Origin of the sequence: Paenibacillus melissococcoides, from assembly GCA_944800085.1 — a bacterium.
GTDB classification, from domain to species: domain Bacteria; phylum Bacillota; class Bacilli; order Paenibacillales; family Paenibacillaceae; genus Paenibacillus_B; species Paenibacillus_B melissococcoides.
In genome coordinates this window covers 445,172-466,386 of record CALYLO010000003.1, presented here as the reverse complement: position 1 = coordinate 466,386, position 21,215 = coordinate 445,172, and the positions used below count along the sequence as shown (strand labels likewise).

General features: G+C 54.1%; 21 protein-coding genes and 1 pseudogene. 2 read left to right on the top strand and 20 right to left on the bottom strand.

The window, feature by feature from the left end:
- Nucleotides 1-309: 309 nt before the first annotated feature.
- The gene (locus OCY70_RS13795) at nucleotides 310-1,347 is read right to left on the bottom strand and encodes a DUF4238 domain-containing protein (protein WP_249724865.1); all 1,038 of its coding nucleotides are present in this window, start codon (nucleotides 1,345-1,347) and stop codon (nucleotides 310-312) included.
- Between the two features lie 216 nt (nucleotides 1,348-1,563).
- Here OCY70_RS13795 and OCY70_RS13790 point away from each other — a divergent pair, with 216 nt between their 5' ends.
- Together OCY70_RS13790 and OCY70_RS13785 are read left to right on the top strand one after the other, a co-directional pair.
- Entirely contained in the window at nucleotides 1,564-2,547 is a 984-nt protein-coding gene (locus OCY70_RS13790; protein ID WP_213427639.1) for a hypothetical protein, read from the top strand.
- On the top strand, nucleotides 2,540-2,665 hold the full coding sequence (locus OCY70_RS13785; protein ID WP_261944905.1) for a hypothetical protein: 126 nt from the start codon (nucleotides 2,540-2,542) through the stop codon (nucleotides 2,663-2,665). Before OCY70_RS13790 ends, OCY70_RS13785 begins: the two co-directional genes overlap by 8 nt.
- 162 nt (nucleotides 2,666-2,827) lie before the next feature.
- On the opposite strand, the pseudogene OCY70_RS13780 reads toward OCY70_RS13785, so the two are convergent.
- From OCY70_RS13780 to accB, 19 genes and pseudogenes are all read right to left on the bottom strand, one after another.
- Nucleotides 2,828-3,794, bottom strand: a pseudogene (locus OCY70_RS13780) (tyrosine-type recombinase/integrase).
- Nucleotides 3,795-3,965: 171 nt separating this feature from the next.
- Complete coding sequence (gene spo0A, locus OCY70_RS13775) at nucleotides 3,966-4,784, bottom strand: sporulation transcription factor Spo0A (protein WP_213427640.1); 819 nt, start codon at nucleotides 4,782-4,784, stop codon at nucleotides 3,966-3,968.
- Between the two features lie 226 nt (nucleotides 4,785-5,010).
- Nucleotides 5,011-6,348 carry a SpoIVB peptidase gene (gene spoIVB / locus OCY70_RS13770; protein WP_213427641.1) on the bottom strand — a complete coding sequence of 446 codons (1,338 nt, stop codon included), beginning with the start codon at nucleotides 6,346-6,348 and terminating at the stop codon, nucleotides 5,011-5,013.
- 120 nt (nucleotides 6,349-6,468) lie between these two features.
- Nucleotides 6,469-8,190 carry a DNA repair protein RecN gene (recN, locus tag OCY70_RS13765; RefSeq protein ID WP_213427642.1) on the bottom strand — a complete coding sequence of 574 codons (1,722 nt, stop codon included), beginning with the start codon at nucleotides 8,188-8,190 and terminating at the stop codon, nucleotides 6,469-6,471.
- 23 nt (nucleotides 8,191-8,213) lie between these two features.
- Nucleotides 8,214-8,663, bottom strand: coding sequence for a transcriptional regulator AhrC/ArgR (gene ahrC / locus OCY70_RS13760; protein ID WP_213427643.1), 450 nt, complete (start codon nucleotides 8,661-8,663; stop codon nucleotides 8,214-8,216).
- A 101-nt stretch (nucleotides 8,664-8,764) separates the two neighbouring features.
- Nucleotides 8,765-9,235 carry a DNA-binding protein gene (locus OCY70_RS13755; RefSeq protein ID WP_261944904.1) on the bottom strand — a complete coding sequence of 157 codons (471 nt, stop codon included), beginning with the start codon at nucleotides 9,233-9,235 and terminating at the stop codon, nucleotides 8,765-8,767.
- A gap of 111 nt (nucleotides 9,236-9,346) precedes the next feature.
- Nucleotides 9,347-10,177: a TlyA family RNA methyltransferase gene (locus OCY70_RS13750; RefSeq protein WP_213427644.1), complete on the bottom strand. Its 831-nt coding sequence runs from the start codon at nucleotides 10,175-10,177 to the stop codon at nucleotides 9,347-9,349.
- A 32-nt stretch (nucleotides 10,178-10,209) separates the two neighbouring features.
- Nucleotides 10,210-12,108 (bottom strand): 1-deoxy-D-xylulose-5-phosphate synthase, encoded by a 1,899-nt coding sequence (gene dxs / locus OCY70_RS13745; protein WP_213427645.1) that lies wholly within the window; start codon nucleotides 12,106-12,108, stop codon nucleotides 10,210-10,212.
- The gene (locus tag OCY70_RS13740) at nucleotides 12,089-12,715 is read right to left on the bottom strand and encodes a hypothetical protein (RefSeq protein ID WP_213427646.1); all 627 of its coding nucleotides are present in this window, start codon (nucleotides 12,713-12,715) and stop codon (nucleotides 12,089-12,091) included. The genes dxs and OCY70_RS13740 overlap by 20 nt, the downstream gene beginning before the upstream one ends.
- Before the next feature lie 824 nt (nucleotides 12,716-13,539).
- Nucleotides 13,540-14,454, bottom strand: a complete 915-nt coding sequence (locus OCY70_RS13735) for a polyprenyl synthetase family protein (RefSeq protein WP_213427647.1) — start codon at nucleotides 14,452-14,454, stop codon at nucleotides 13,540-13,542.
- The gene (gene xseB, locus OCY70_RS13730) at nucleotides 14,447-14,713 is read right to left on the bottom strand and encodes an exodeoxyribonuclease VII small subunit (RefSeq protein ID WP_249724871.1); all 267 of its coding nucleotides are present in this window, start codon (nucleotides 14,711-14,713) and stop codon (nucleotides 14,447-14,449) included. Before xseB ends, OCY70_RS13735 begins: the two co-directional genes overlap by 8 nt.
- Nucleotides 14,714-14,716: 3 nt before the next feature.
- The gene (gene xseA, locus OCY70_RS13725; protein WP_213427648.1) at nucleotides 14,717-16,072 is read right to left on the bottom strand and encodes an exodeoxyribonuclease VII large subunit; all 1,356 of its coding nucleotides are present in this window, start codon (nucleotides 16,070-16,072) and stop codon (nucleotides 14,717-14,719) included.
- Nucleotides 16,073-16,205: 133 nt separating this feature from the next.
- A complete protein-coding gene (gene folD / locus OCY70_RS13720; protein WP_213427649.1) occupies nucleotides 16,206-17,081 on the bottom strand; it encodes a bifunctional methylenetetrahydrofolate dehydrogenase/methenyltetrahydrofolate cyclohydrolase FolD in 876 nt (291 codons plus the stop codon).
- A gap of 46 nt (nucleotides 17,082-17,127) precedes the next feature.
- On the bottom strand, nucleotides 17,128-17,661 hold the full coding sequence (nusB, locus tag OCY70_RS13715; protein ID WP_213427650.1) for a transcription antitermination factor NusB: 534 nt from the start codon (nucleotides 17,659-17,661) through the stop codon (nucleotides 17,128-17,130).
- Nucleotides 17,662-17,859: 198 nt separating this feature from the next.
- Nucleotides 17,860-18,090, bottom strand: a complete 231-nt coding sequence (locus OCY70_RS13710) for a DUF2273 domain-containing protein (RefSeq protein WP_197257861.1) — start codon at nucleotides 18,088-18,090, stop codon at nucleotides 17,860-17,862.
- A gap of 16 nt (nucleotides 18,091-18,106) precedes the next feature.
- Nucleotides 18,107-18,646 carry an alkaline shock response membrane anchor protein AmaP gene (gene amaP / locus OCY70_RS13705; protein ID WP_213427651.1) on the bottom strand — a complete coding sequence of 180 codons (540 nt, stop codon included), beginning with the start codon at nucleotides 18,644-18,646 and terminating at the stop codon, nucleotides 18,107-18,109.
- A gap of 75 nt (nucleotides 18,647-18,721) precedes the next feature.
- Nucleotides 18,722-19,129 carry an Asp23/Gls24 family envelope stress response protein gene (locus tag OCY70_RS13700; protein WP_168178007.1) on the bottom strand — a complete coding sequence of 136 codons (408 nt, stop codon included), beginning with the start codon at nucleotides 19,127-19,129 and terminating at the stop codon, nucleotides 18,722-18,724.
- Nucleotides 19,130-19,239: 110 nt separating this feature from the next.
- Nucleotides 19,240-20,583: an acetyl-CoA carboxylase biotin carboxylase subunit gene (gene accC / locus OCY70_RS13695; RefSeq protein WP_213427652.1), complete on the bottom strand. Its 1,344-nt coding sequence runs from the start codon at nucleotides 20,581-20,583 to the stop codon at nucleotides 19,240-19,242.
- A 46-nt stretch (nucleotides 20,584-20,629) separates the two neighbouring features.
- Entirely contained in the window at nucleotides 20,630-21,121 is a 492-nt protein-coding gene (gene accB / locus OCY70_RS13690) for an acetyl-CoA carboxylase biotin carboxyl carrier protein (protein WP_213427653.1), read from the bottom strand.
- Between the last annotated feature and the right edge of the window lie 94 nt (nucleotides 21,122-21,215).

Sequence of the window (21,215 nt, the reverse complement as noted above, 5' to 3'; positions counted from 1 at the left end):
CCAAAGCTGAACGTAGTAGTGCTTTCTTTTTCTACTCCGTTTTCGCTCCATCCATCACGCTTATAGCAACCGTTGCCGCTTATAAACAATCTGCCGTCAGAAGCGCCTTTAAATTTGAGCAATATCTAGCCCCCATCCGTCCCCTAAGGGAAAACGCAGGGAGCACGCCCCCTGCACCCCGTCACTCGGCGTGCGCCGTCCCTCGGTCATTCGACCGAAGGAAATGGATAAGTGTCGGAGATACCAACCGCCCGTCAAGACTGAAATGAACTCGCTATCGCTCGGCCTTGACTGGCCTCTGTCCGTTAATCATTGATACTCTTTTTCTAATTCCATTTGGCGTGTATGCCAGGTCTCCCACTCTCTTTTCTCGTCATCATACGCAATTTTGTCTACGACACGTGGAATGATACTACTGATTCCATCAGTAGGATTAGAAGCAAAAATGTGACGATGCGCATTTTCCGCAATAAATCGATTTAAAGTTGTCGCTAGCTCTATGGAAACAGTATTCATTCTAGCTTTATTACCAACCTGGGTATATAACAATAGCTCGGGAGATAAAGGAAAAATGATTTCGCTGCCCTCATTTCCCCACCCGCCTTTAAAATCGTATGATCCTTCTCCGTAGTAATTTAACTTCACTACAGGATTGTCGCTTGTGATCCACTCCATCCCTTCAGGAGCCTGGAGTATACTCCATGTGTGCGTATTCAGAACCCTATAGGTGTTAAGCAGAACGTGGCGAATAGAGAACAGCCATAGTCCCCGCCCCAATAGCACTTCAGTTTTCAACTGCCCCCACTCCGAATCAGTGCTGATTTCCTTAGTTACTTTCATAGGAATCATTTTGGAATCAGGATTCGACTCATTAGCAGGATTATGACCTTGATCATTTCCAGCTTCCAACATGTTAATAGTGGCCTGCATCACTTCTTCCATGATATTCGGCATCTCCAGCTTCCAACGCTTCATATGCTCTATATAATTAGCTGGAGAGCGTATATCGTGAAGCGCAACAAATCTAAGCAAGCACTCCCACTCTTGTCCGTTTAAAGGTTTATTAGAACGTGCTTTTGATAAGGCTATTTGTGCAGGAGATTCAATTTCCTGATCCATCCACACTTCAACCTCATCGGATTCGTCTCCTACTATGGTTCGGGTAAACAAATGCTGATGATCGGCTATACTCCTTATTGACGATTGTGACCACTCTGGAACTGCATTATGGGAGACTAACGTACGGTATGTCCAAATTCTATGATGTTTATTTGCCCATGCTTTTAAATACGATTGGGATACGTAATGATGATTCTTTCTAAGGTTTTTCACCGATAACTCCCCCATTCAGAAGCCGTAATCGTTTGGAAGATTTAGTCCTGCACCAGCACTAAGTCCCCTCTATCCCTGTAGATGTAATTATAGCATGATTTCCAAATTCGCTACGTTGATCCAACTCGTACTACTATTGATAAAGTGTCAATCACCAAATTCATTTCCGCATCCAGCATCCATTGTTTTCATATTCTGTGCGGGCTACAATCAGTTCAAGAGGTGAGAACAATGTTGAAAGAAGAACTGCTCCAACGAGTTCGAGAGCACGGAATATCAATAAGCAGCAACATGATTGAGCGGTACGTGGAATATGGTCTTATCGTTGGGAATCGTGTTAGTTTAGGGTTCTCCCAGGGTGTCGTTACCCACTACGATGAGCGAACAATAAGCGCTATTATCTTAATTGATAAGCTTAAATCTAACAGGCTATGCAAGCATCAGAAGGACTATATCTTCATCCTTTATTGGAAAGGCTATCCCGTTCAGTGGGACAAGCTAAAGACTCGACTTATTGAATTCCATTCGCGGATTATGACTACATTCAAGGAAGTTGCAGGATATACTGCTCACCCTGATTATCCAGAGATCATTGATGATATCGCAACAGACGAGGCGGCAAAAGCGCCAAAGGCAATTGGTCGACCTTCAAAAGAGTTTGAAGAGAAGCAAAAGATCGAAGCACAGGAAAATGCTAAGCGGTTAATGCTTGTAAGCAAGCTTATCTCTGATATCATTTCGAAGGGAACCATCTCTCAGGAAGTATTCCGCGTCTTCAGTCAACAATCCAATATCGCATCGGAATTCGCAGGCAATACGATCCTGGAGTCTACAAATACATGGTTGCAACAGATGACCTGGAGGAATGCGGTTAGACAATCCGACGAACAGGACTATCAAGAAGCGTATGAGCTGATACATTTGCTTAAGGATTATTTGTCGGGCCTTGAAGCCCACTTTGGAAGCGTATATGACATTCCCTTCTTCGGTAACAGCATCCAGAACCTTGAGGATTATTATCAAATAAAGTTCTTTATAGACAAACCATCATTCTACAGATATGTACTACTTGTTCTGATCAGCGGCGGTTTTCGTCAGCAGCTCATGCAGTTCTTGTCCGAGCCTACAACTAGAGAGAGCTGGAATCAAATTGTCGCTTCCCTGCCCTCTCTTCTTGCTCAGATTACGGGAGAGGAGGTGACACTCAATGGGTAACGTCGGAATCGCATTAGGCGACGGCAAGGCCTTCTCAGCCCCTGCATGGTTTATCCTGGTAATTATCGGCTTAGCAGTTATCGGTCTCAATCATGTAATCCTAAGAGCAAAGAATTAAACAAATCGAGCACCTTCTCTATTGTGAGATAGGTGCTCAATGTTGTGTGATACTTTACAGCGGCATAATGAGGCTATTAAGGCTTTTAACCCGACCTATTGAAGAACGCTTACCCCTAACCATCAATGGCCTAAAAACGCCTCCTAGAGCTTCACTACACAATCAAATCCCAGCCATATGAGCTATAGGACTATGCTTCTGATACTTTCGAGCGATTTCATCATTCGTGAAAAATCCAGATAAGCTTTCTGAGTTACCTCAACCGAGCTATGCCCCAGAATGCGGCACAAGCTAAACCAGTCCCCATTATTTAGAATATAGTACTTAGCAAAATTATTCCTCAGTTGGTGAGGATGGATGGATACCCCTACCCGCTCTCCCGCTTCGCGCAATGCTCTTTCATAATTGCGTACTTCAAGCTGCGTTACTCTGGTTGTAGGAAACAAGAATGGGCTTTCCGAATACCTGTCCTTGTACTTCATCCATTGCTTCATGTCATTAGCCAGCTTGAATGAGAAGTACACATATCGTTCCTGCTTATTCTTCGGGTTCGTGATTAAGATGCTCTTATGGGTATAGTCAAAATGCTCTGGAATAAGGACAGGCATTCTCCAATTCGCATTCCCGTATCCAGCAAAAGCTTGGTAATAATATAGTTCCTGTAGCCGTGGAAGGTTGATGAATCGAACTGCTTTAACACTCGCTTGATTTCATCAGGCGTCAGTACCTTCTTCATTTTCCGTTCAGGCTTAGGGTTGTCGATACTGTCCACTGGGTTCTTTGGAATTTCCCGCTCAGCATGGTACAGATAATTGAAAAACACTTTGATGTTTCGAACGTAATTGGCTATGGTTGTCGTCGATATGTCCTTCTTATAGTCGCTTCGGTTATCAGGATGATTAATGTTCTTGCTCTCTTCCTTATTGACGACCGTGTATTTGCCCCGCTCCCGCAGATACTTGATGTATTGCCGAATATGTCCCGACTGCACTTTCTTCACATCGTCAATCCCAAAGCCCTGCTTCAAGAACAGCGTCAACTTAAGGGTTTGTTCATAGCATGCCAATGTCTTGCGGGAAAGATTCTTGGAACTGCAATAAAGCATAAAATTGTCGATGTGAAATTCCATGTCGTCATAAGAAATACCACTCCTTTATGGGGTTGTAGGGAACCCAATAAACAAGTGGTATTAGTTGGCTTACTCATTCGATATTTATTGGCTCAAAACACCCGTTTTCGGATATTTATAGCCAAAGATGCAATAGCTCTTGACACGTTCAAACCCGCACCACGCCTACGCTTAGCTCACCTTATGCTCAATCCGCAGCTTGTCGGCGACCATCGCGATGAATTCGCTGTTCGTCGGCTTCGACTTGCTGATGTTGATCGTGTAGCCGAACAGGCGGCTGATGCTGTCGATGTTGCCGCGGGTCCAGGCGACCTCGATGGCATGGCGAATCGCGCGCTCGACGCGGCTCGGTGTCGTTTTGTATTTCTCGGCAATGGCCGGATACAGCGTTTTCGTAATCGAGCCGAGAATTTCGATGTTGTTGTACACCATCGTAATCGCTTCGCGCAAGTACTGATAACCTTTAATATGCGCCGGAACGCCGATTTCATGTATGATGGACGTAATATTTGCATCCAAATTTTTCGTCTTGCCCAATTGGACGACATTCGACTTGGAGGAGGTCATGTAGCTGCCGGCACTGGAGACGCCTACGGACGGAGTCGAAGCGATGCCAGCCAGCTGCCGGATGCGGTTCGCCAGGATATCCATGTCGAACGGCTTCAGGATATAATAGGACGCGCCGAGCTGCACGGCACGCTGCGTAATGCTCTCCTGGCCGAATGCGGTCAGCATGATGATCTTCGGTTGCGGGGACAGATTCATACTGCGTAAACGTTCTAACACGCCCAGACCGTCCAGGTGAGGCATAATAATATCGAGAATGAGCACATCAGGCACCGCTCTCGTCTGTTCCAGGAATTGAAGCACCTCTTCACCATTATAGGCGACACCGGTGACAACCATATCTTCCTGTTCTGATAAAAAATCGGCTAATAAGTTCGTGAACTCTCGGTTGTCGTCCGCTAACAGTATTTCGATCTTTTGCAACTTCAGATCCTCCCTTGTCAAAGTTTAGCATTCCCGAGCATTGCTGTCGTTGGCTTTCCTCTACAAGAATAACTTATTCGACACCAAAAATGAAATTCCTTCTGTCGAAAAGTTTTTTTCTTTATTTTTTTACGAACATGATTTATAATGTATAGTTATTCATTTTTTCTACATCATTCGCATTCCTTCGACACGCAAAAGGCGAATCAGCGCATAAAAAGAAGGCTCACGCAGCATGTGAGCCTTCTTTGCCGGAGGTCGGGGGTGGCGAGAGCACCACGCCCGCATCCTGCAGCATCCATTCAATGAAGCATCCGTAGCCGGAGCTCGGATCATTGACGAACACGTGAGTGACGGCGCCAATGAGCTTGCCATTCTGTATGATGGGACTTCCGCTCATCCCTTGGACAATGCCCCCGGTCTTTTGCAGCAATCTAGGGTCTGTAATGCGGATGACCATCCCTTTGGTGGCCGGTGACGTCTGCTTCGTCACATGAACCACTTCCAGCTTGAACCGTTCCACCTGCTGGCCGTTGACGACCGTAAGCATTTCGGCGGGGCCTTCCTGCACTTCTTCGCTGAAAGCGACAGGAATCGGCTCCTTGTACAGACTGTGCTCCGGTTGATTCGTCATTTTTCCAAAAATGCCAAACGGTGTATTGCGTTCAATATTCCCCAAGACGCGGCCTTCCTTCAAGAAATGAGCCCGCTTCTCGCCAGGCTCGCCATTCTGGCTTTTGGAAATGGAGGTAACATTGGACTGAACGATTTCGCCCTGGCCTACCGTGATGGGCGTCTGTGTGTCCATGTCGGTAATGACATGGCCAAGCGCTCCGTACACCCCTTGATCGGGAGCATAAAACGTAAGCGTGCCTACGCCCGCGGCGGAATCCCGGATATATAACCCAAGCCGCCAGGTCTTGTCCTCCACATCATAGGCCGGCTTCAGCTTCGTCTTCATCTCGGTGTCGCCCCGCTGAATGACCAGTTCAATTGTCTGCTTCTTCTCGCCGGCTTCGCGAACGATATCCGCCACCTTGGTCACATCGTTAAGGCGGGTGCCGTTCATGCTCATAATCATGTCGCCTAACCGGACGCCTGCTTCTTCACCCGGCGATATTTTGCGCTCAGGTCCGACATGAACAAGATGGTGCCCGACGACGAGAATCCCGGACGATTTAACCTTGACGCCGATCGTCTGTCCCCCGGGAACGACCCGCAGGTTGGGAACGACATTGACCTTCAACGTCTTCAACGGAATGCCGCCGAACAGCTTGAGCTTCAATTCAGCCTGCCCGGTCTGGGAGGATTCGAGCGAGATCGGCTTCTGCAGCGATAAGCGGAAGGAGGTCTCGCTCTGCCCGTTGACCTTCAGGATATCGGGCCGATCCACGGTGGCCTGCGCTTGGACAGGCATGACCAGATTCAGTTGCTTGTGTTCTCCTTCAAAAAGACGCAGATGATTCGGCAAAGCCGCGTAGGTGCGGAAAGGGGCTGTGGTGCAGCATAAACAAACAATAATGGCTAGCATAAGACCGAGCAGCCGTTTTGCGTTGGGGTTCAAAGGTGTCACACTCCTTTGTTGACGGAAGCTTTGACGAAAAAGGGCGTGCCCGTTTCGTAACATTAAGGTAACCTTGACCCCAGCGTTTTATGAGTGAAAATCATTCCTCAAGCCCTTGAATTACGCACCTTTTTGACGTTCAGCCAACTTCAGCATTTCTTGAGCATGATGCAGGGTTCTTTCCGTTACTTCCACGCCGCCCAGCATGCGCGCCAGTTCGGCAACACGTCCTTGTTCCTGCAATTCCGTTACCTGGGTCGATGTGCGCTCGTCCCGCACGAGCTTCTCTATGTAGTAATGATGATCCGCCATGCAGGCGACTTGCGGGAGATGGGTAATCGCGAACACTTGACCGCTGCGGGACACTTCGGCCAGCTTCTCGGCAATCGCCTGGGCCGCCCGTCCGCTTACTCCGGTGTCCACCTCATCGAAGACGAGCACCGGAATGCGATCCATCTCGGCAAATATCGTCTTCAACGCCAGCATTATCCGGGACAGCTCCCCGCCGGATGCGATCTTGTGCAAGGGCCGCAGCGGTTCGCCCGGATTCGGCGAAATCAAAAATTCCGCATCGTCCCACCCGTTCTTGGTGAAGCGGACGTTCACTCCGTTCACGTCGAAGCCTTGTCCATCCTGAAGCCGTTCCAGACGGACATCGAGACGGGTTCGTTCCATATGAAGATGCTGCAGCTGCTTCTCGATCCGCTTCGTCAGCTTATCGGACAGTTCCCGTCTGGCATCGCTTAAGGCCTGCGCCCGCTTGGCCAGCTTCGCCAGCCTCTCCTCGCCTTCCTTCTCCAACGCGGCAATCCGCTCATCCTTGTGCTCGATTTTGTCCGCCTCGGCCTGTATCCGTTCGCCATAAGCGATCATTTCTTCCACCGTTGCTCCATATTTCCGCTTCAATCCATTCAACTGCTCCAACCGATCCTCGATCTGCTCCAGCCGCTCCGGATTGAATTCGATGTTCTCCCGGTAGTCGCGCAGCTGGTACGCCGCATCCTCCAATTGATAGTAGGCCGTCTGGAGCTGTTCGACCATGGGCTGGAACCGCGCCGGATCATACGGCATAACGTCTTCAAGCTTCGCGATGGCCACGCTGACCGCATCCATCGCGCCTTGCCCGTATAACCGCTCATAAGCATGATTGACATGATCCATCAGCTTCTCGGCATTTGCTAGTTTGCGCTTTTCTTCCGCCAATAATTCATCCTCGCCCACCTGAAGGTTGGCATTGTGAAGCTCTTCAATCTGAAAACGGTACAGATCAAGCATCTGATAAGCTTGCTGGCTCGTCTGCTTCAACTGATTCAGCTCATGCTGCAGCGCCATGAAGCAGCCGAATTCTTCGCGATACCGCTTCTTGAGCGCAGCCAGCTCTTCTCCGCCGTACGCATCAAGCCAATCCAGATGCCGCTCTACCTTGAGCAGGGATTGATGCTCATGCTGGCCGTGGATATTGATAAGCAGCTCGCCCACTTCGCGCAGCATCGTCAGATTGACCATCTGGCCGTTAATGCGGCACATGCTCTTGCCGTTGGCCGTCAATTCCCGGCGGATAATAAGCAATTCTTCCGCATCCGCCTGAATCCCCAGCTTCGCGACCGCTTCCCAGGCCGGATGATCTGCGGGCAGATCAAAGGATGCCTCCACTTCCGCCCGATCGCAGCCATAGCGCACGAATTCCGAGGAACCGCGGGCTCCCCCGATCAATCCCAGCGCATCGATAATGATCGATTTGCCGGCGCCCGTCTCCCCGGTCAGAACGTGAAATCCTTGATGGAACCGAAGCTGAACGGATTCAATGACCGCCAGATTCGTAATGGATAATGCGATTAACATGGACTCCCCTCCCAGGATGCCGTTTACGAAATATACTCTTCAATTTGCGCTACGACTTGATCGCTTTCCTTCTTCGTCCGGCAAATGATCAGTATCGTGTCGTCTCCGCAGACGGTGCCCATAATCTCCGGCCACTCGATGTTATCCATCAGTACGGCAATGGCATTCGCCGTGCCGGGCAGACATTTAATGACGACCAGATTCTCCGTGCTATCGATGCTGATGAAATTATCCAGCAGCGCCCGCTTCAGCTTTTGGGCCGGGTTGAAGCGCTGATCGACCGGCAGCGAATATTTGTACCGCCCGTCTTTCATCGGAACTTTGATCAAATGCAGCTCCTTCATGTCCCTGGAGACGGTAGCCTGCGTCACGTGGTAGCCTGCGCTCCGTAAGGCATCGACTAATTCATCCTGGGTTTCGATCTCGTTGTTCATTATGATTTCCCTAATTTTGATATGTCGTTGACCTTTCATGTGAGCCCTCCGTTTTTGTTCCTTCTACTTTTGGCCTTTGGCCGCAGCAAGTGAGCCGATTGTTGCTTATTCTTAGAGTTGTTCTCATTCTTAGTATGGCTTTAATCGCCGTGGACATAGGCTTCCCCCCAGTCCACCCGAATCAGCCGCACCCGTCGTTCCAACATATCGACGACAAGCAGGCCGGCGCTGTCGGGATAGGCGGTGAAGTAAGGCATCCACTGCCGCTTCATGCCGCTGCCGTCCCAATCAAGCTGCATCCGTTCGCGTGCGATACGAACAATATACCATTGATTGTCGCGTTTCGCGATCATATCGATCGAGATACGGGCATCGATGTCCTCTCCGTCTACCGTAAAGTGCAGAGGCATGCAGAACTTGCCGCCGATCAGCTCGTACCCTGCATCCTCGACGAGCTGTATCGCCTCCTCATCCTCCGGAAACCGGTCGCTCAGGCAGACATCCTCCATCGGCTCGGAAGAATGGGCGTATCGCCGCACGCCGAAGCCGATCCAAATCAGTATGCCGATGAAAATCAATCCCATGACCCAGATATCGCTCAATGGAATCACCACCCCGCAATGATGGAAAACGCACCGCCGGTGCCTGCCAATACATAAAGAAAGCTCATCCGTCGGATGTCTGTCCCGGATGAGCTTCAGCGGATGGAATCGAACGAAGGATTAAGAGGTCGAGCGGAACACCGAATTGGCTTCCTGGACGACCGCGTGAATCTGATCGCGGGAGGCCGCAGGTTCCGGCGAGCCGCCTTCCGGCACGCTCCAATAGGCCAAAAACTCGATATTGCCTTCTCCTCCCGTAATCGGCGAATAGGTCAATCCTTCCAGGCGGAAGCCCAACGATGCGGCAAAATCCAATATCTCCCTAAGCACCTGTTCATGCGTCCCCGGATCGCGGACGACGCCGGATTTGCCGACCTTCTCTCTTCCCGCCTCGAATTGAGGCTTGATCAGTGCGATGACCCGGCCCGGTTTGCCGATAAGCGCCTGAAGCGGCGGCAATATCAGCTTCAGCGAGATAAAGGACACATCGATGGTCGCCGTATCCGGAACCGGTCCTTGCAGATGATCCGGCTCCGTATACCGGAAGTTGGTCCGCTCCATGACATGCACCCGCTCGTCATTGCGAAGCGACCAATCAAGCTGGTTATAGCCGACATCGATGGCATACACGCAGCGCGCGCCATGCTGAAGGGCGCAATCGGTAAATCCGCCTGTCGAAGCGCCGATATCCAGCATGACGGCATCCGTCATCGAGAGGCCGAAGTGGCGAATCGCCTTCTCCAGCTTCAGGCCGCCCCGGCTGACATAAGGATGGACCGCGCCCTTCACCGTAATCGTTCCGTCCCGGGGAACCTTCGTCCCCGCCTTCTCAATCCGTTCCTCGTTCACATATACCAAGCCGGCCATAATGGCCGCTTTCGCTTTTTCACGACTGTCGTAATAGGCCTGCTCCACGAGCAGAACATCAATCCGTTCCTTCGGTATCGACATGCTGTACTCCTGTCTGTCATTGGGTACTCGGGCTAGGCCCGGCTCATCCGGTTATCCCCATGGGCGAAGAGCATCGTATGCACTTCCTTCACCAGTTGTTCGGCCGTCAGGCCCGCCTCCTGGCGCTGCTCCTTGATGCTGCCGTGCTCCACGAAGCAATCCGGAACCCCGATAGGCTTCACCTTGACGCCGAATACATGATGCTGGGCATAATACTCCATGATGGCGCTGCCCAGGCCGCCTGCCACGGAGCCCTCCTCCAGCACGATCATCGGCAGCTGCTCTCTGGCGAGCATGGTCAGCATCGCCTCGTCAAGCGGCTTCATGAAGCGCGCATTGATGACGCGCAGTTGAATGCCTTCGCGCCGAAGCTGCTCCGCCGCTTCCTCCGCCACCTGAACCATCGGGCCGATCGCGAGCACGGCGGCATGATCGCCGGCGCGAACCACTTCCCATGTCCCGATCGGAATCGGAATCAGCTCGGCGTCCAGCTCGACGCCGACCGCGTTTACGCGGGGGTACCGGACCGCAATCGGTCCTTCATCGTATTTGAGCGCCGTCTTCAGCATATGGCGCAGCTCGTTTTCATCCTTCGGCATCATCAGCACGATATTCGGAATATGGCGCATAAAAGCGATATCGTACACGCCTTGATGCGTCTCCCCGTCCGGTCCGACGAACCCGGCCCGATCGATGGCGAAGATCACGTTCGCGTTCTGGCGGCAAATGTCATGCACCACCTGGTCGTACGCCCGCTGCAGGAAGGTGGAGTATACCGCAAATACCGGCTTCATCCCTTCCATCGCCAACGCGGCGCACATCGTGGCGGCATGCTGTTCGGCGATGCCGACATCGATCATGCGCCCCGGGAAGCGCTCCGCGAAGCCAAGCAATCCGGAGCCGCCCGGCATGGCCGGCGTCACGGCCACGACGCGATCGTCCTGCTCCGCCAGCTCCACGAGCGTCTTGCCGAATACCTCGGTGTACATCGGATTGCCTACCGCCTTCAGCACTTGCCCGGATTCAATCTTGTACGGCGAGATGCCGTGCCATTTATGCGAATCGGCTTCCGCCGGCGTATATCCTTTGCCTTTGCGGGTGACGACATGAATAAGCACCGGGCCGTTCACGCGGCTCGCTTGCTGAAAAATATCGATCAGCTTGTCAATGTCATGCCCGTCCACGGGTCCGAAATATTTCAGCCCGAACTCTTCGAACAGCATGCCCGACACGACCAAATATTTGAAGCCGTCCTTCACCCGTTCCGCCGTCTTGGCGAGCTTGCCGCCAATCGCCGGAATCTTTTTGAGCAACTGCTCCACTTCTTCTTTCGCCTTTAAATAGTTCCGGTCGGAGCGTATTTTGCACAAATAATTATGTAGCGCTCCGACATTCGGGGCAATCGACATCTCATTGTCGTTCAGCACGACCATCAGATTCTTCTTCTCATGCCCGATATGGTTGAGCGCCTCGAGCGCCATGCCTCCCGTCAACGCCCCATCGCCGATTACCGCGATGACTTTGTTGCTCTCGCCTTTGAAATCCCGCGAGAGCGCCATTCCCATCGCCGCGGACAGCGAGGTGCTGCTGTGCCCGGCTTCCCATACATCATGCTCGCTCTCCGTACGCTTGACGAAGCCGCACAGCCCCTTGTACTGGCGCAGCGTATCGAACCGGTCCTTGCGGCCGGTTAATATTTTATGAACGTATGCCTGATGGCCGACGTCGAATATCATTTTGTCCCGGGGACTGTCATATAAATAATGCAAGACAAGCGTAAGCTCGACGACGCCCAGGTTCGATGCCAGATGTCCTCCGGTCACCGCCAGCTTTTCAATGAGAAATTGTCGAATTTCTTCCGCCAGGATCGGAAGTTCTTCCTTCGTCAACCGCTTCAGATCGCTAGGTTGGTTAATCTGTTCGAGCAGCACGGGAATTCCCTCGCTTTCGTTGTTTCGATTTGCCGCGTTTTTTGGTAAACAAGCGGATATGGAGCTTGCTCTCCAAAAAATAGAAGCATTTGCCGATCAGCAACACAATCGGTGTGGAGTAATGAATCGCAAATGACTTCCCCAACGCTTTGCCTCCGACGGTTAATGCGGATACGAGGCCGGTGAAGGCAACGCTTACCGCTGTCGTCATCCATACGCTCTCCGCATTCATGGACCATAGCAAATTCGTCACTACGATCGCCGTGGCCGAACCGCTGATAACCCCTGTCATGTCACCAATCACGTCATTGCAGAAGTTCGAGAAACGATCCGCGTTGCGCACGATATAGATCGCTTGCTTGGCTCCGCGCACTCTCTCCGCCGCCATCGCATGGAACGGAGTCTCCTTCGCGGCAGCCGCAGCTAAGCCCATAATATCAAAAAACACTCCAATAAGCACGAGCATCAACACGATCACCATACCGACGCCCCAGCCCGCTTTCCCCAGCATTGATGTGGAGGCAACAGACAATATGACGGCCATCGCGAAGGTGACGAAAAAAATGAATATGCTCCACTTGACGGAATGTTTGAATGAAAACTTCATTATCGTTGTCAACTCATCCTTTTATGAGATGTTCCTACGAACGAACTCATTCTTATGTGTCTTAATAACCAAAGATGGTTGGAGTGGTAGCTTTCTGGATAAACGCTGTGGCTTAGGTCCAGTAGGTTTTCCCAGACGCCCGCCTCCCCGTCGCCGGGCAGGCCGTTTCCGATTAAGGGCGTCTTGACGCCGTCGCCGGACATCAGACTGGATTACCACTTAGACCACACTATAATCCCCACAAAGCCTCACATTGTGAACAGTCTAGGAGTTTTCCTCGAGCAGCCCTGAACCGACCCTTAGCCTCTTTTGCAAATCAGATTTCAAGCGGCATTCGATAGGCAGGTCTTTGGCCGAAGACCGTCCAATCTACACATCCGCTATCCCTGCAGACTCACTCAAGGCAGGCTACGCTATATACAAGCCACCCGCACGGAACGATCCGGCAAGCCGGAGAGCGTTCCGCGTGACTCGCAAAATAGGTTCATACCCCAAGCCGTAATGCGGCGCGCGAGGACGCCGTACCACGCACTTGGGCCTCCGCGGAAGCGGGGTCAACGCCCACATGCCATTGTGGATCGCCCCACGACCTTAACTCCCAGCATCAGCCCACGACTGGGCGTCGCAAGCCAACACCAGGAACTTCATCGATGTGCCCTTTGGCGAATTTTTAGGCCCGCCTTCGGTGTCGGGAGGCCGACTAGAATACTGCACCACTCTATGTACGCTCTATTATATCACAAAACCGGAAAGCGAATCATGAAATATCATTTCCATGGAAGAGCCGCCCTGGATTGCCGCGAGTCACGAGACCGGCGGCGGGTTCAGAATCGGCGCTCCAGCAAATAATCCGCCAGCTCGTACAGCCGCGCCGGATAAGGGAATCCGGCCTCCCGCACCGCTTGCTTCGCCTCATCGGTCAGCCGGGCGACCTCCCGCTTCGAAGCCTCGAGGCCGATAAAATACGGATATGTCACCTTCCCGCTCTTCTCATCGCTGCCCTTCGGCTTGCCGAGCAGCGCTTCTTCGCCGGTGATATCCAGAATATCGTCCTGAATCTGGAAAGCGAGGCCAAGCTTCGTCCCGAATTCGGTCAACGCGTTCAACTGCGCTTCATTCGCCCCCGCCAGATGGGCCCCGGCGCGAAGCGCGAACACGATCAGATCGCTCGTCTTGTGAAGATGAATATATTCGAGCTGGTCCAACGTCGTCATTCCCTGTTCGCCCAGCATATCCGCGGTCTGGCCGCCCACCATGCCCCGCATGCCGGCATAGACGGACAGCTCTTCGGTGATGGTCAGGGCGATGTCGGCCGGGATGCCGTGACGGCTCGCGCACTGCGCGACCGTGTAGAAGGCGTGGGTGAGGAGCGCATCCCCCGCCAATATGGCAAGAGCTTCCCCGAACACCTTATGGTTGGTCGGCTTGCCCCGGCGATAATCATCGTTATCCATCGCCGGCAGATCGTCATGAACGAGGGAATAGGTATGTATCATCTCGATGGCGCAGGCCACCGGATCGGCGGCTTCCAGCGGGCCGCCCAGGCTCTCGCATGCGATGACAACACAGAGCGGCCGCAGGCGCTTGCCCCCGGCCATCAGCGAGTACAGCATCGATTCCTTCAATTCGGCAGGAACCTGCCAGCCGGCGGGGAATTGAGCCGGCAGCAGCCGCTCAATCCGCGCGACGTGACGCTCCAGATAAGAAGCGAACCTTTCTTCCGCTCCGGCGCTACTCAATCCGATCACCCGCTTCTTCCGCCGGGAACGGCTGCCGCTTCAGTTCGCCATTCTGCTCCGACAAAACCTCGATTTTGCGCTCAACCTGCTCCAATTTGCGGGCGCACAGACCGGACAGGCCCATCCCTTCCTGGAAAAGCTCGATTGCCTGCTCCAGCGGCACATCCCCGCTCTCCAACTGCTCGACGATATGCTCCAGCTTCTCCATTGCGGTCTCGAAGCTCATTTCCTGAGTGATAGCTTTTTCTTGATTATCCATCGATCAATCGCTGTCTCCTTTCATCGACCAGACGTGGCAATCGAGCTGGCCGTCGTTCAGCTTCACACGGACGACGTCTCCCAGCTGCACATCTTTAATCGTGCGGATAATGTTCTCTTCCCGCTCATCATACACGAGGCTGTAGCCGCGCGCCATAATCTTCAACGGGCTCAGGGCGTCCAGATGCTTCAGATGCGCGCCGAGCTTCAGCCGCCGCTCATTCATCTGCATCGCCATCGCGCGGTGAAGCTGCCGTTCGATGCCGTTCAGCCGCTCCCGCGCGGAACGCACCTGATGCACCGGCGTCTGCTCCCGCAGGCGTCCGCGCAGCTCCCTCCACCGCTCGTCCGCTTCCTTGAAGCGGCTGCGCGACCGATATGCCAGCCGCTCCCGCAGCCGTTCATACCGCTCCTGATGCTTCGCCATCAGCAGCTCGGGCTTGCGAAGCACGGGCGAACGCTGGGCGCGCAGCAACCGCTCCTGGCTCTGCTGCACCGTTCGCCGCATGCCGTGACGCAACCGTTCCGCCAGATGCTGAAGATGCTGGCGCAGCTCCTCCTGATGCGTCACCGCCATTTCCGCGGCCGCCGTCGGTGTCGGCGCCCGCAGGTCGGCGACGAAGTCCGCAATCGTGAAATCCGTCTCATGCCCGACGGCCGAAATAATCGGGATGGCCGATCGGGCGATGGCGCGCGCCACGATTTCTTCGTTGAAGGCCCACAGCTCCTCCAGGGAGCCGCCACCCCGCCCCACGATCAGCACGTCGGCTTCCTGGTGGCGGTTCATCGCTTCGATGGCCGCCGCGATCGAGGCGGCCGCCTGGTTGCCCTGCACCAGCACCGGATAGAGAACGACATGGACGCCGGGCTGGCGCCGCCGCAGCGTAATGATAATATCGCGCACCGCGGCGCCCGTCTGCGACGTGATGACCCCGATCTTCTTCGGATAGCGGGGCAGCTGCCGCTTCCGCTCCGCCGCGAACAGCCCTTCGGCTCCCAAGCGCTCCTTCAGCTGCTCGAACGCCGCATACAGGCTGCCGATGCCGTCCGGCTGCATATGCTGCGCATAGAATTGATACTGGCCGTCGCGCTCATACACCGTCACGTTGCCGCGGGCGATGACGCGCGCCCCTTCCTTCGGCCGGAAAGGGAGCCGTTGATTGTAGGATGCGAACATAATCGTCCGCAGGCGGCTGTCCGCATCCTTCAGCGTAAAATACATATGGCCGCTGGAATGGTGGGTGAAGTTCGAGATTTCGCCCCGCACCCAGACATCCTGCAGCCGGGCATCCCCATCCAGCTTCATTCGTATATAACGGTTCAGATCCTTAACGGACAGAACCCGTGCCTGATTCGCCATTCCGGCAGCCTCCTCCCCCCGAGACATCCTGCCATATGAACGTTAGTAACTGCGGCCCGTGCGGCGGCTCCTGCTGCGATTCGTCCTCCGGTTCGCACCGCGACCCGCCGCACGGCTTCCGCCCTGCCGCCGGCTACGCCTGGGCCGAAGCCTCCGCCAAGCGGTGGAACCGTTCCGCCGACTTGAGCGTATTGGACATCAGCATCGTAATCGTCATCGGACCGACGCCGCGCGGCACCGGCGTAATCCAGGAGCACAGCTCCTTGACATCGTCGGTATCGACATCGCCGACGAGCTTGCCGTTCTCCAGCCGGTTCATGCCGACATCGATAACGACGGCTCCCGGCTTAATGAAGGAACGGTTGACGAAATGCGCCTTGCCGATGGCGACGACGAGAATATCCGCCATTCGGGACAGCTCTTCGATGTGCTGCGTGCGCGAGTGGCACATCGTCACCGTCGCATGCTCGCGCTGCAGCAGCAGCGAGATCGGCTTGCCGACAATATTGCTGCGGCCGATGACGACGGCATGCTTGCCGGCAATCGGAATGTCGTTGCGCTTGAGCATCTCCATAATGCCCGCCGGCGTGCAAGGCAGAAGAGACTCGTCGCCAAGCACCATGTTCCCGACGCTGACCGGATGGAAGCCGTCGACATCCTTCTCCACCGCAATCGCGTCAATGACGGCCTTCTCGTCGATATGAGACGGCAGCGGGAGCTGGACGAGAATGCCGTGAATCGCCGCTTGCGCGTTCAGGCGGCCAACCAGATCGAGAAGCTCTTCCTGGGAGGTCTGTTCCGGCAGACGGTGCACTTTCGAATAGAACCCCAATTCGAGACAGGCTTTATGCTTGCTGTTCACGTAGACATGGGAAGCCGGGTCGTCGCCCACGATGATGACCGCCAATCCGGGGCGGGTTCCTTGCTCAATCAGCCGTGCCGCCTGCTGCTTGATTTCTTCGCGTATCGTCTGTGATAATGCTTGTCCATTCAAAAGTTGCGCTGTCATGGTCTCTCCTCCATTCGTTCTTTTGAAGCTCGCCTTAGGTCGCCGGTTATCCCTGCAGTTCGTTCTCCATCGCGGTTCCATCCGCCGATTCATCGTCCTTGCGATGAGCGCGGTCGCCTGCGCCCGCCTCCGTTCCGTCCTCCTGGCCGCCGCGATCCCGCAGCATCTGGCCGAGCACGCCGTTCACGAATTTGCCCGACTCCTCGGTGCCGAAATGCTTGGCCAAAATGATCGCCTCGTTGATGGCCACCTTCGGCGGCACATCGGTGCGGAACGCCATCTCATAACAGGCGAGGCGCAGCACCTGCCGATCGACCCGCGACAGCCGGTCGACCTGCCAGCCCTTCAAATAACGGGCCAGGATCGCATCGATCTCGTCCCGCTTCTTCCAGGTGTCGCGAACCCACTCCAGCACATGCTCATGCATCGCCCGCGCATGCTCCGGCTTCAGCCCGATTTCATTCTCTTCTTGATTCGATTCCGAAACGATCATGTCCACCGCTTGTTCAGGCGTCACGTCCGTCATTTCCAGCTGATACAAGCTTTGAACTGCCATCTCTCTGGCAATGCGTCTCTTCATGAAAAAAACTCTCCTCCTGCATCTATATAGCATCCGAATCGCCACTTCGCACTGCCGTCCGAAGGTGGCTTCCTTCTCTCTAGGCTGCCATGGGCCATCCGGAATCATGCCCAGTCCAAAAAATCCTATGACCGCCCCGATTGTTGCTCCGTCGGTAAGAGACCGGCGGTCAAGCAGTCGTTCGGAGCGTCCATAGGACTACTTAAACCTATCAAACCGTTCTGACAGCCATAATCCGATACGCCGCCACGGAAACATGGGGCCCAGATTCAGATCTTTTTGCCTGCCTACATTGTATCCGATGAAGACGAGCAGCGCAAAAAATAACATATCCCAAAATCCGGCGATCAAATAAATGACGCCGAAAAAAATTCCAGCCGCGATGCCGATGATGCGATTCCTGTGACTCTCCCACCATTCATTCCACATCCGGAAAGCTCACCACCTATTCAACTCGCGCTTTGAAGGTCTGCGTCTGGACCACATTCGCCACATACACCGATACGTATGAGACCGGAATCCCCGTAATTTGCTGCACATAATCGCGAACCTGGCGCTGGACCTCCTCCGTCAGCTCGGGAATCGACGTCTCGCCGTCTACGACCGTCCGGATCACAATGTCCAGACCGGCATCGTTCGTGCGAATTCGGGCCTTCAGGTCCTTGACTCCCCGTACTCGTCCGGCCGCCTTTAGCGCTACATTCTCTATCGTCTCAATCGAGATCTTGATATCGCCAATCTCTGTCCGCTGATCGATCGAAGGCAGCGCCGCACGCTCTCTCCGGATAGACACATAGAAAAAACGGATGCTCAACAAAAACAAGACGGCGGCGGTCGTGATGACCGCCGACTGCAGCCAGAACGGCTCCGTCAGCTGTATCGGTTGGGCGATGAAGCCTGTAGCGGCAAGAATGACAGCTATGGCAATCGTGCCGATCGCGAAGCTGTATATAAACAGGAAGAACCTGTCCACAATTTTGCTCACGCTAGCCTGCCTCCTTTGAACAAATTCGTATTGAATGGCAGTAAACCCCCTCCAAGAGGGGGTTCCATATCGATCTTATTTAACTCGTGCCGGATCCGTCTCTTCGACCTTCTCTTGCGCCTTGAAATGGACGTCATGTACATGCACGTTCACTTCCACGACATGAAGCCCGGTCATCATCTCGATCGAGCGCTTCACGTTCTGCTGGATCTCGCTGGCTACGGTAGGAATGCGATGGCCGTATTCAATAATAATATTGACATCGACAGCCGCTTCGCGCTGTCCTACTTCCACCTTCACGCCTTTGGACAAGTTCTTCCGTCCGAGCATCTCCGCGATGCCGCCGGCGAAACCTCCGCTCATGCCTTCTACGCCTTCAACCTCGATCGTCGCGAGACCGGCGATAACTGCAATGACCTCCGGCGCAATCTGGATGTTGCCCAAATCCGTGCGCTCAAATTCCGATGCGATTGCCTGATTCATCCGTCACACTCTCCTCGTCTTTTTGTACTAGAGGCAGTTCCTGTCCATGATTAACCTAACTATACCATTTGCCCATGCGCAAGACAAACGGGGGCGGTCAAACCAGGACTCTAGACCTCGTGTTCTTCCAAAAACTTAATGTCAAAATCGCCCTCGATAAACTTCGGGTGCTCAAGCAGGCGGATATGGAACTGTATCGTCGTATGAATGCCCTCGATAGCGAATTCGGCCAAGGCCCGCTTCATGCGGTCGATCGCCTCTTCGCGCGTCGGCGCCCACACAATGAGCTTGGCAACCATCGAATCATAGTGCGGCGAGATCAGGCAGCCTGGATAGGCGGCGCTGTCGACGCGAACGCCAAATCCGCCCGGCGGCAGATAAAAACCGATCTGGCCGGCCGAAGGCATGAAGTTGCGTGCCGGATCCTCCGCGTTAATGCGGCACTCTATAGCCCATCCGTCAATGACGACATCCTCTTGACGGAAAGATAAAGGTTCGCCTTGAGCGACGCGAATCATCTCCTGAATGAGATCGATTCCCGTAATCATCTCCGTTACCGGATGCTCAACTTGAATCCGGGTATTCATTTCCATAAAGTAAAAATTGCCGTCCGGCCCGAGCAGAAACTCCAATGTGCCTGCGCCGGAGTAATCGACAGCCAGCGCGGCGCGAACCGCCGCTTCTCCCATCCGCTCCCGGACTTCGGGCGTCAAGACCGGACATGGCGCTTCCTCGACCAGCTTCTGGCGGCGCCGCTGCACGGAACAGTCGCGCTCGCCCAAATGAACCGCATGGCCGTGCTTGTCGGCAATAATCTGAATCTCCACGTGCTTCATTCCGGTTAAATACTTCTCCAGGTACACGCCCGCATTGCCGAACGCTTTCTCGGCTTCCTGCTGAGCGGCCGTCATCTGCTTGATCAAGGCTTCTTCGTCCTCCGCGATGCGGATTCCTTTGCCTCCGCCGCCTGCGGTAGCCTTGATAATGACAGGATATCCGATATCACGCGCTATCATAAGCGCCTGTTCCAGATCCTCGACCAGCCCGTCCGATCCGGGAATAACCGGAACGCCGGCGTCCTTCATCGTCTGCTTGGCGACGGATTTGTCGCCCATCCGCTCGATCGCGTCCGCGGACGGACCGATGAACGTAATGCCGCACGATTCGCAGATCTCCGCGAAGTCCGCGTTTTCCGCCAAGAACCCGTACCCCGGGTGCACGGCGTCGCATTCCGTCAACGTGGCGACACTCATCAGATTCGTAAAGTTCAAATAACTGTCCTTGGACGCGGTAGGGCCGATGCAATAAGCTTCGTCGGCAAGCCGCACATGCAGCGCTTCCCTGTCCGCCTCCGAATAGACGGCGACCGTCGCGATACCGAGCTCGCGGCAGGCGCGAATGATGCGAACGGCTATCTCGCCGCGGTTAGCGATCAAAATCTTATGGAACTTCATCCTTGGACCTCCTTGGCTGGGCATCGTAATGGAATGACGGAATACGTCATTCTGGCTTCACCAGGAATAAAGGCTGGCCGAATTCGACCAATTGGCCGTTCGTTGCTAGCACCTCGACAATCTCGCCCTTGACCTCGGCTTCCAGCTCGTTCATCAATTTCATCGCTTCCAGAATGCACACAACCGTCTTCTCGTTGACTTTGTCGCCAACCTTCACATACGGCGGCGATTCCGGCGAAGGCGCGCTGTAGAAGGTTCCGACCATTGGGGATACGATGCGGACCAAGCCCGCCTGCTCTTCCTTCTTCTCCGGCTGAGGCTCGGCCGCCGGCGCGACCGCTTCCGACGGGGCAGCAGCCGCTGCCGGGGCAGGCGCTGGATATGTAAGCGGCGCGGCCGATGTCTGCACATTGAACACCTCAGTCTTGCCGGGCTTCCGGATCGCGATGCGGCAGCCTTCGTTCTCTATTTCCAGTTCATGTACGGATGTCTGGTCCAGGAGCTTGATCAGTTCCTTGATTTCGCTAATTTTGAACAACTTGAATCACTCCTTGAGACGATATGTATGAGCAAGTAGATTATGTTACAAGGCGGACAATCTACGACGTATGTATTATATCATAATCGTCTCA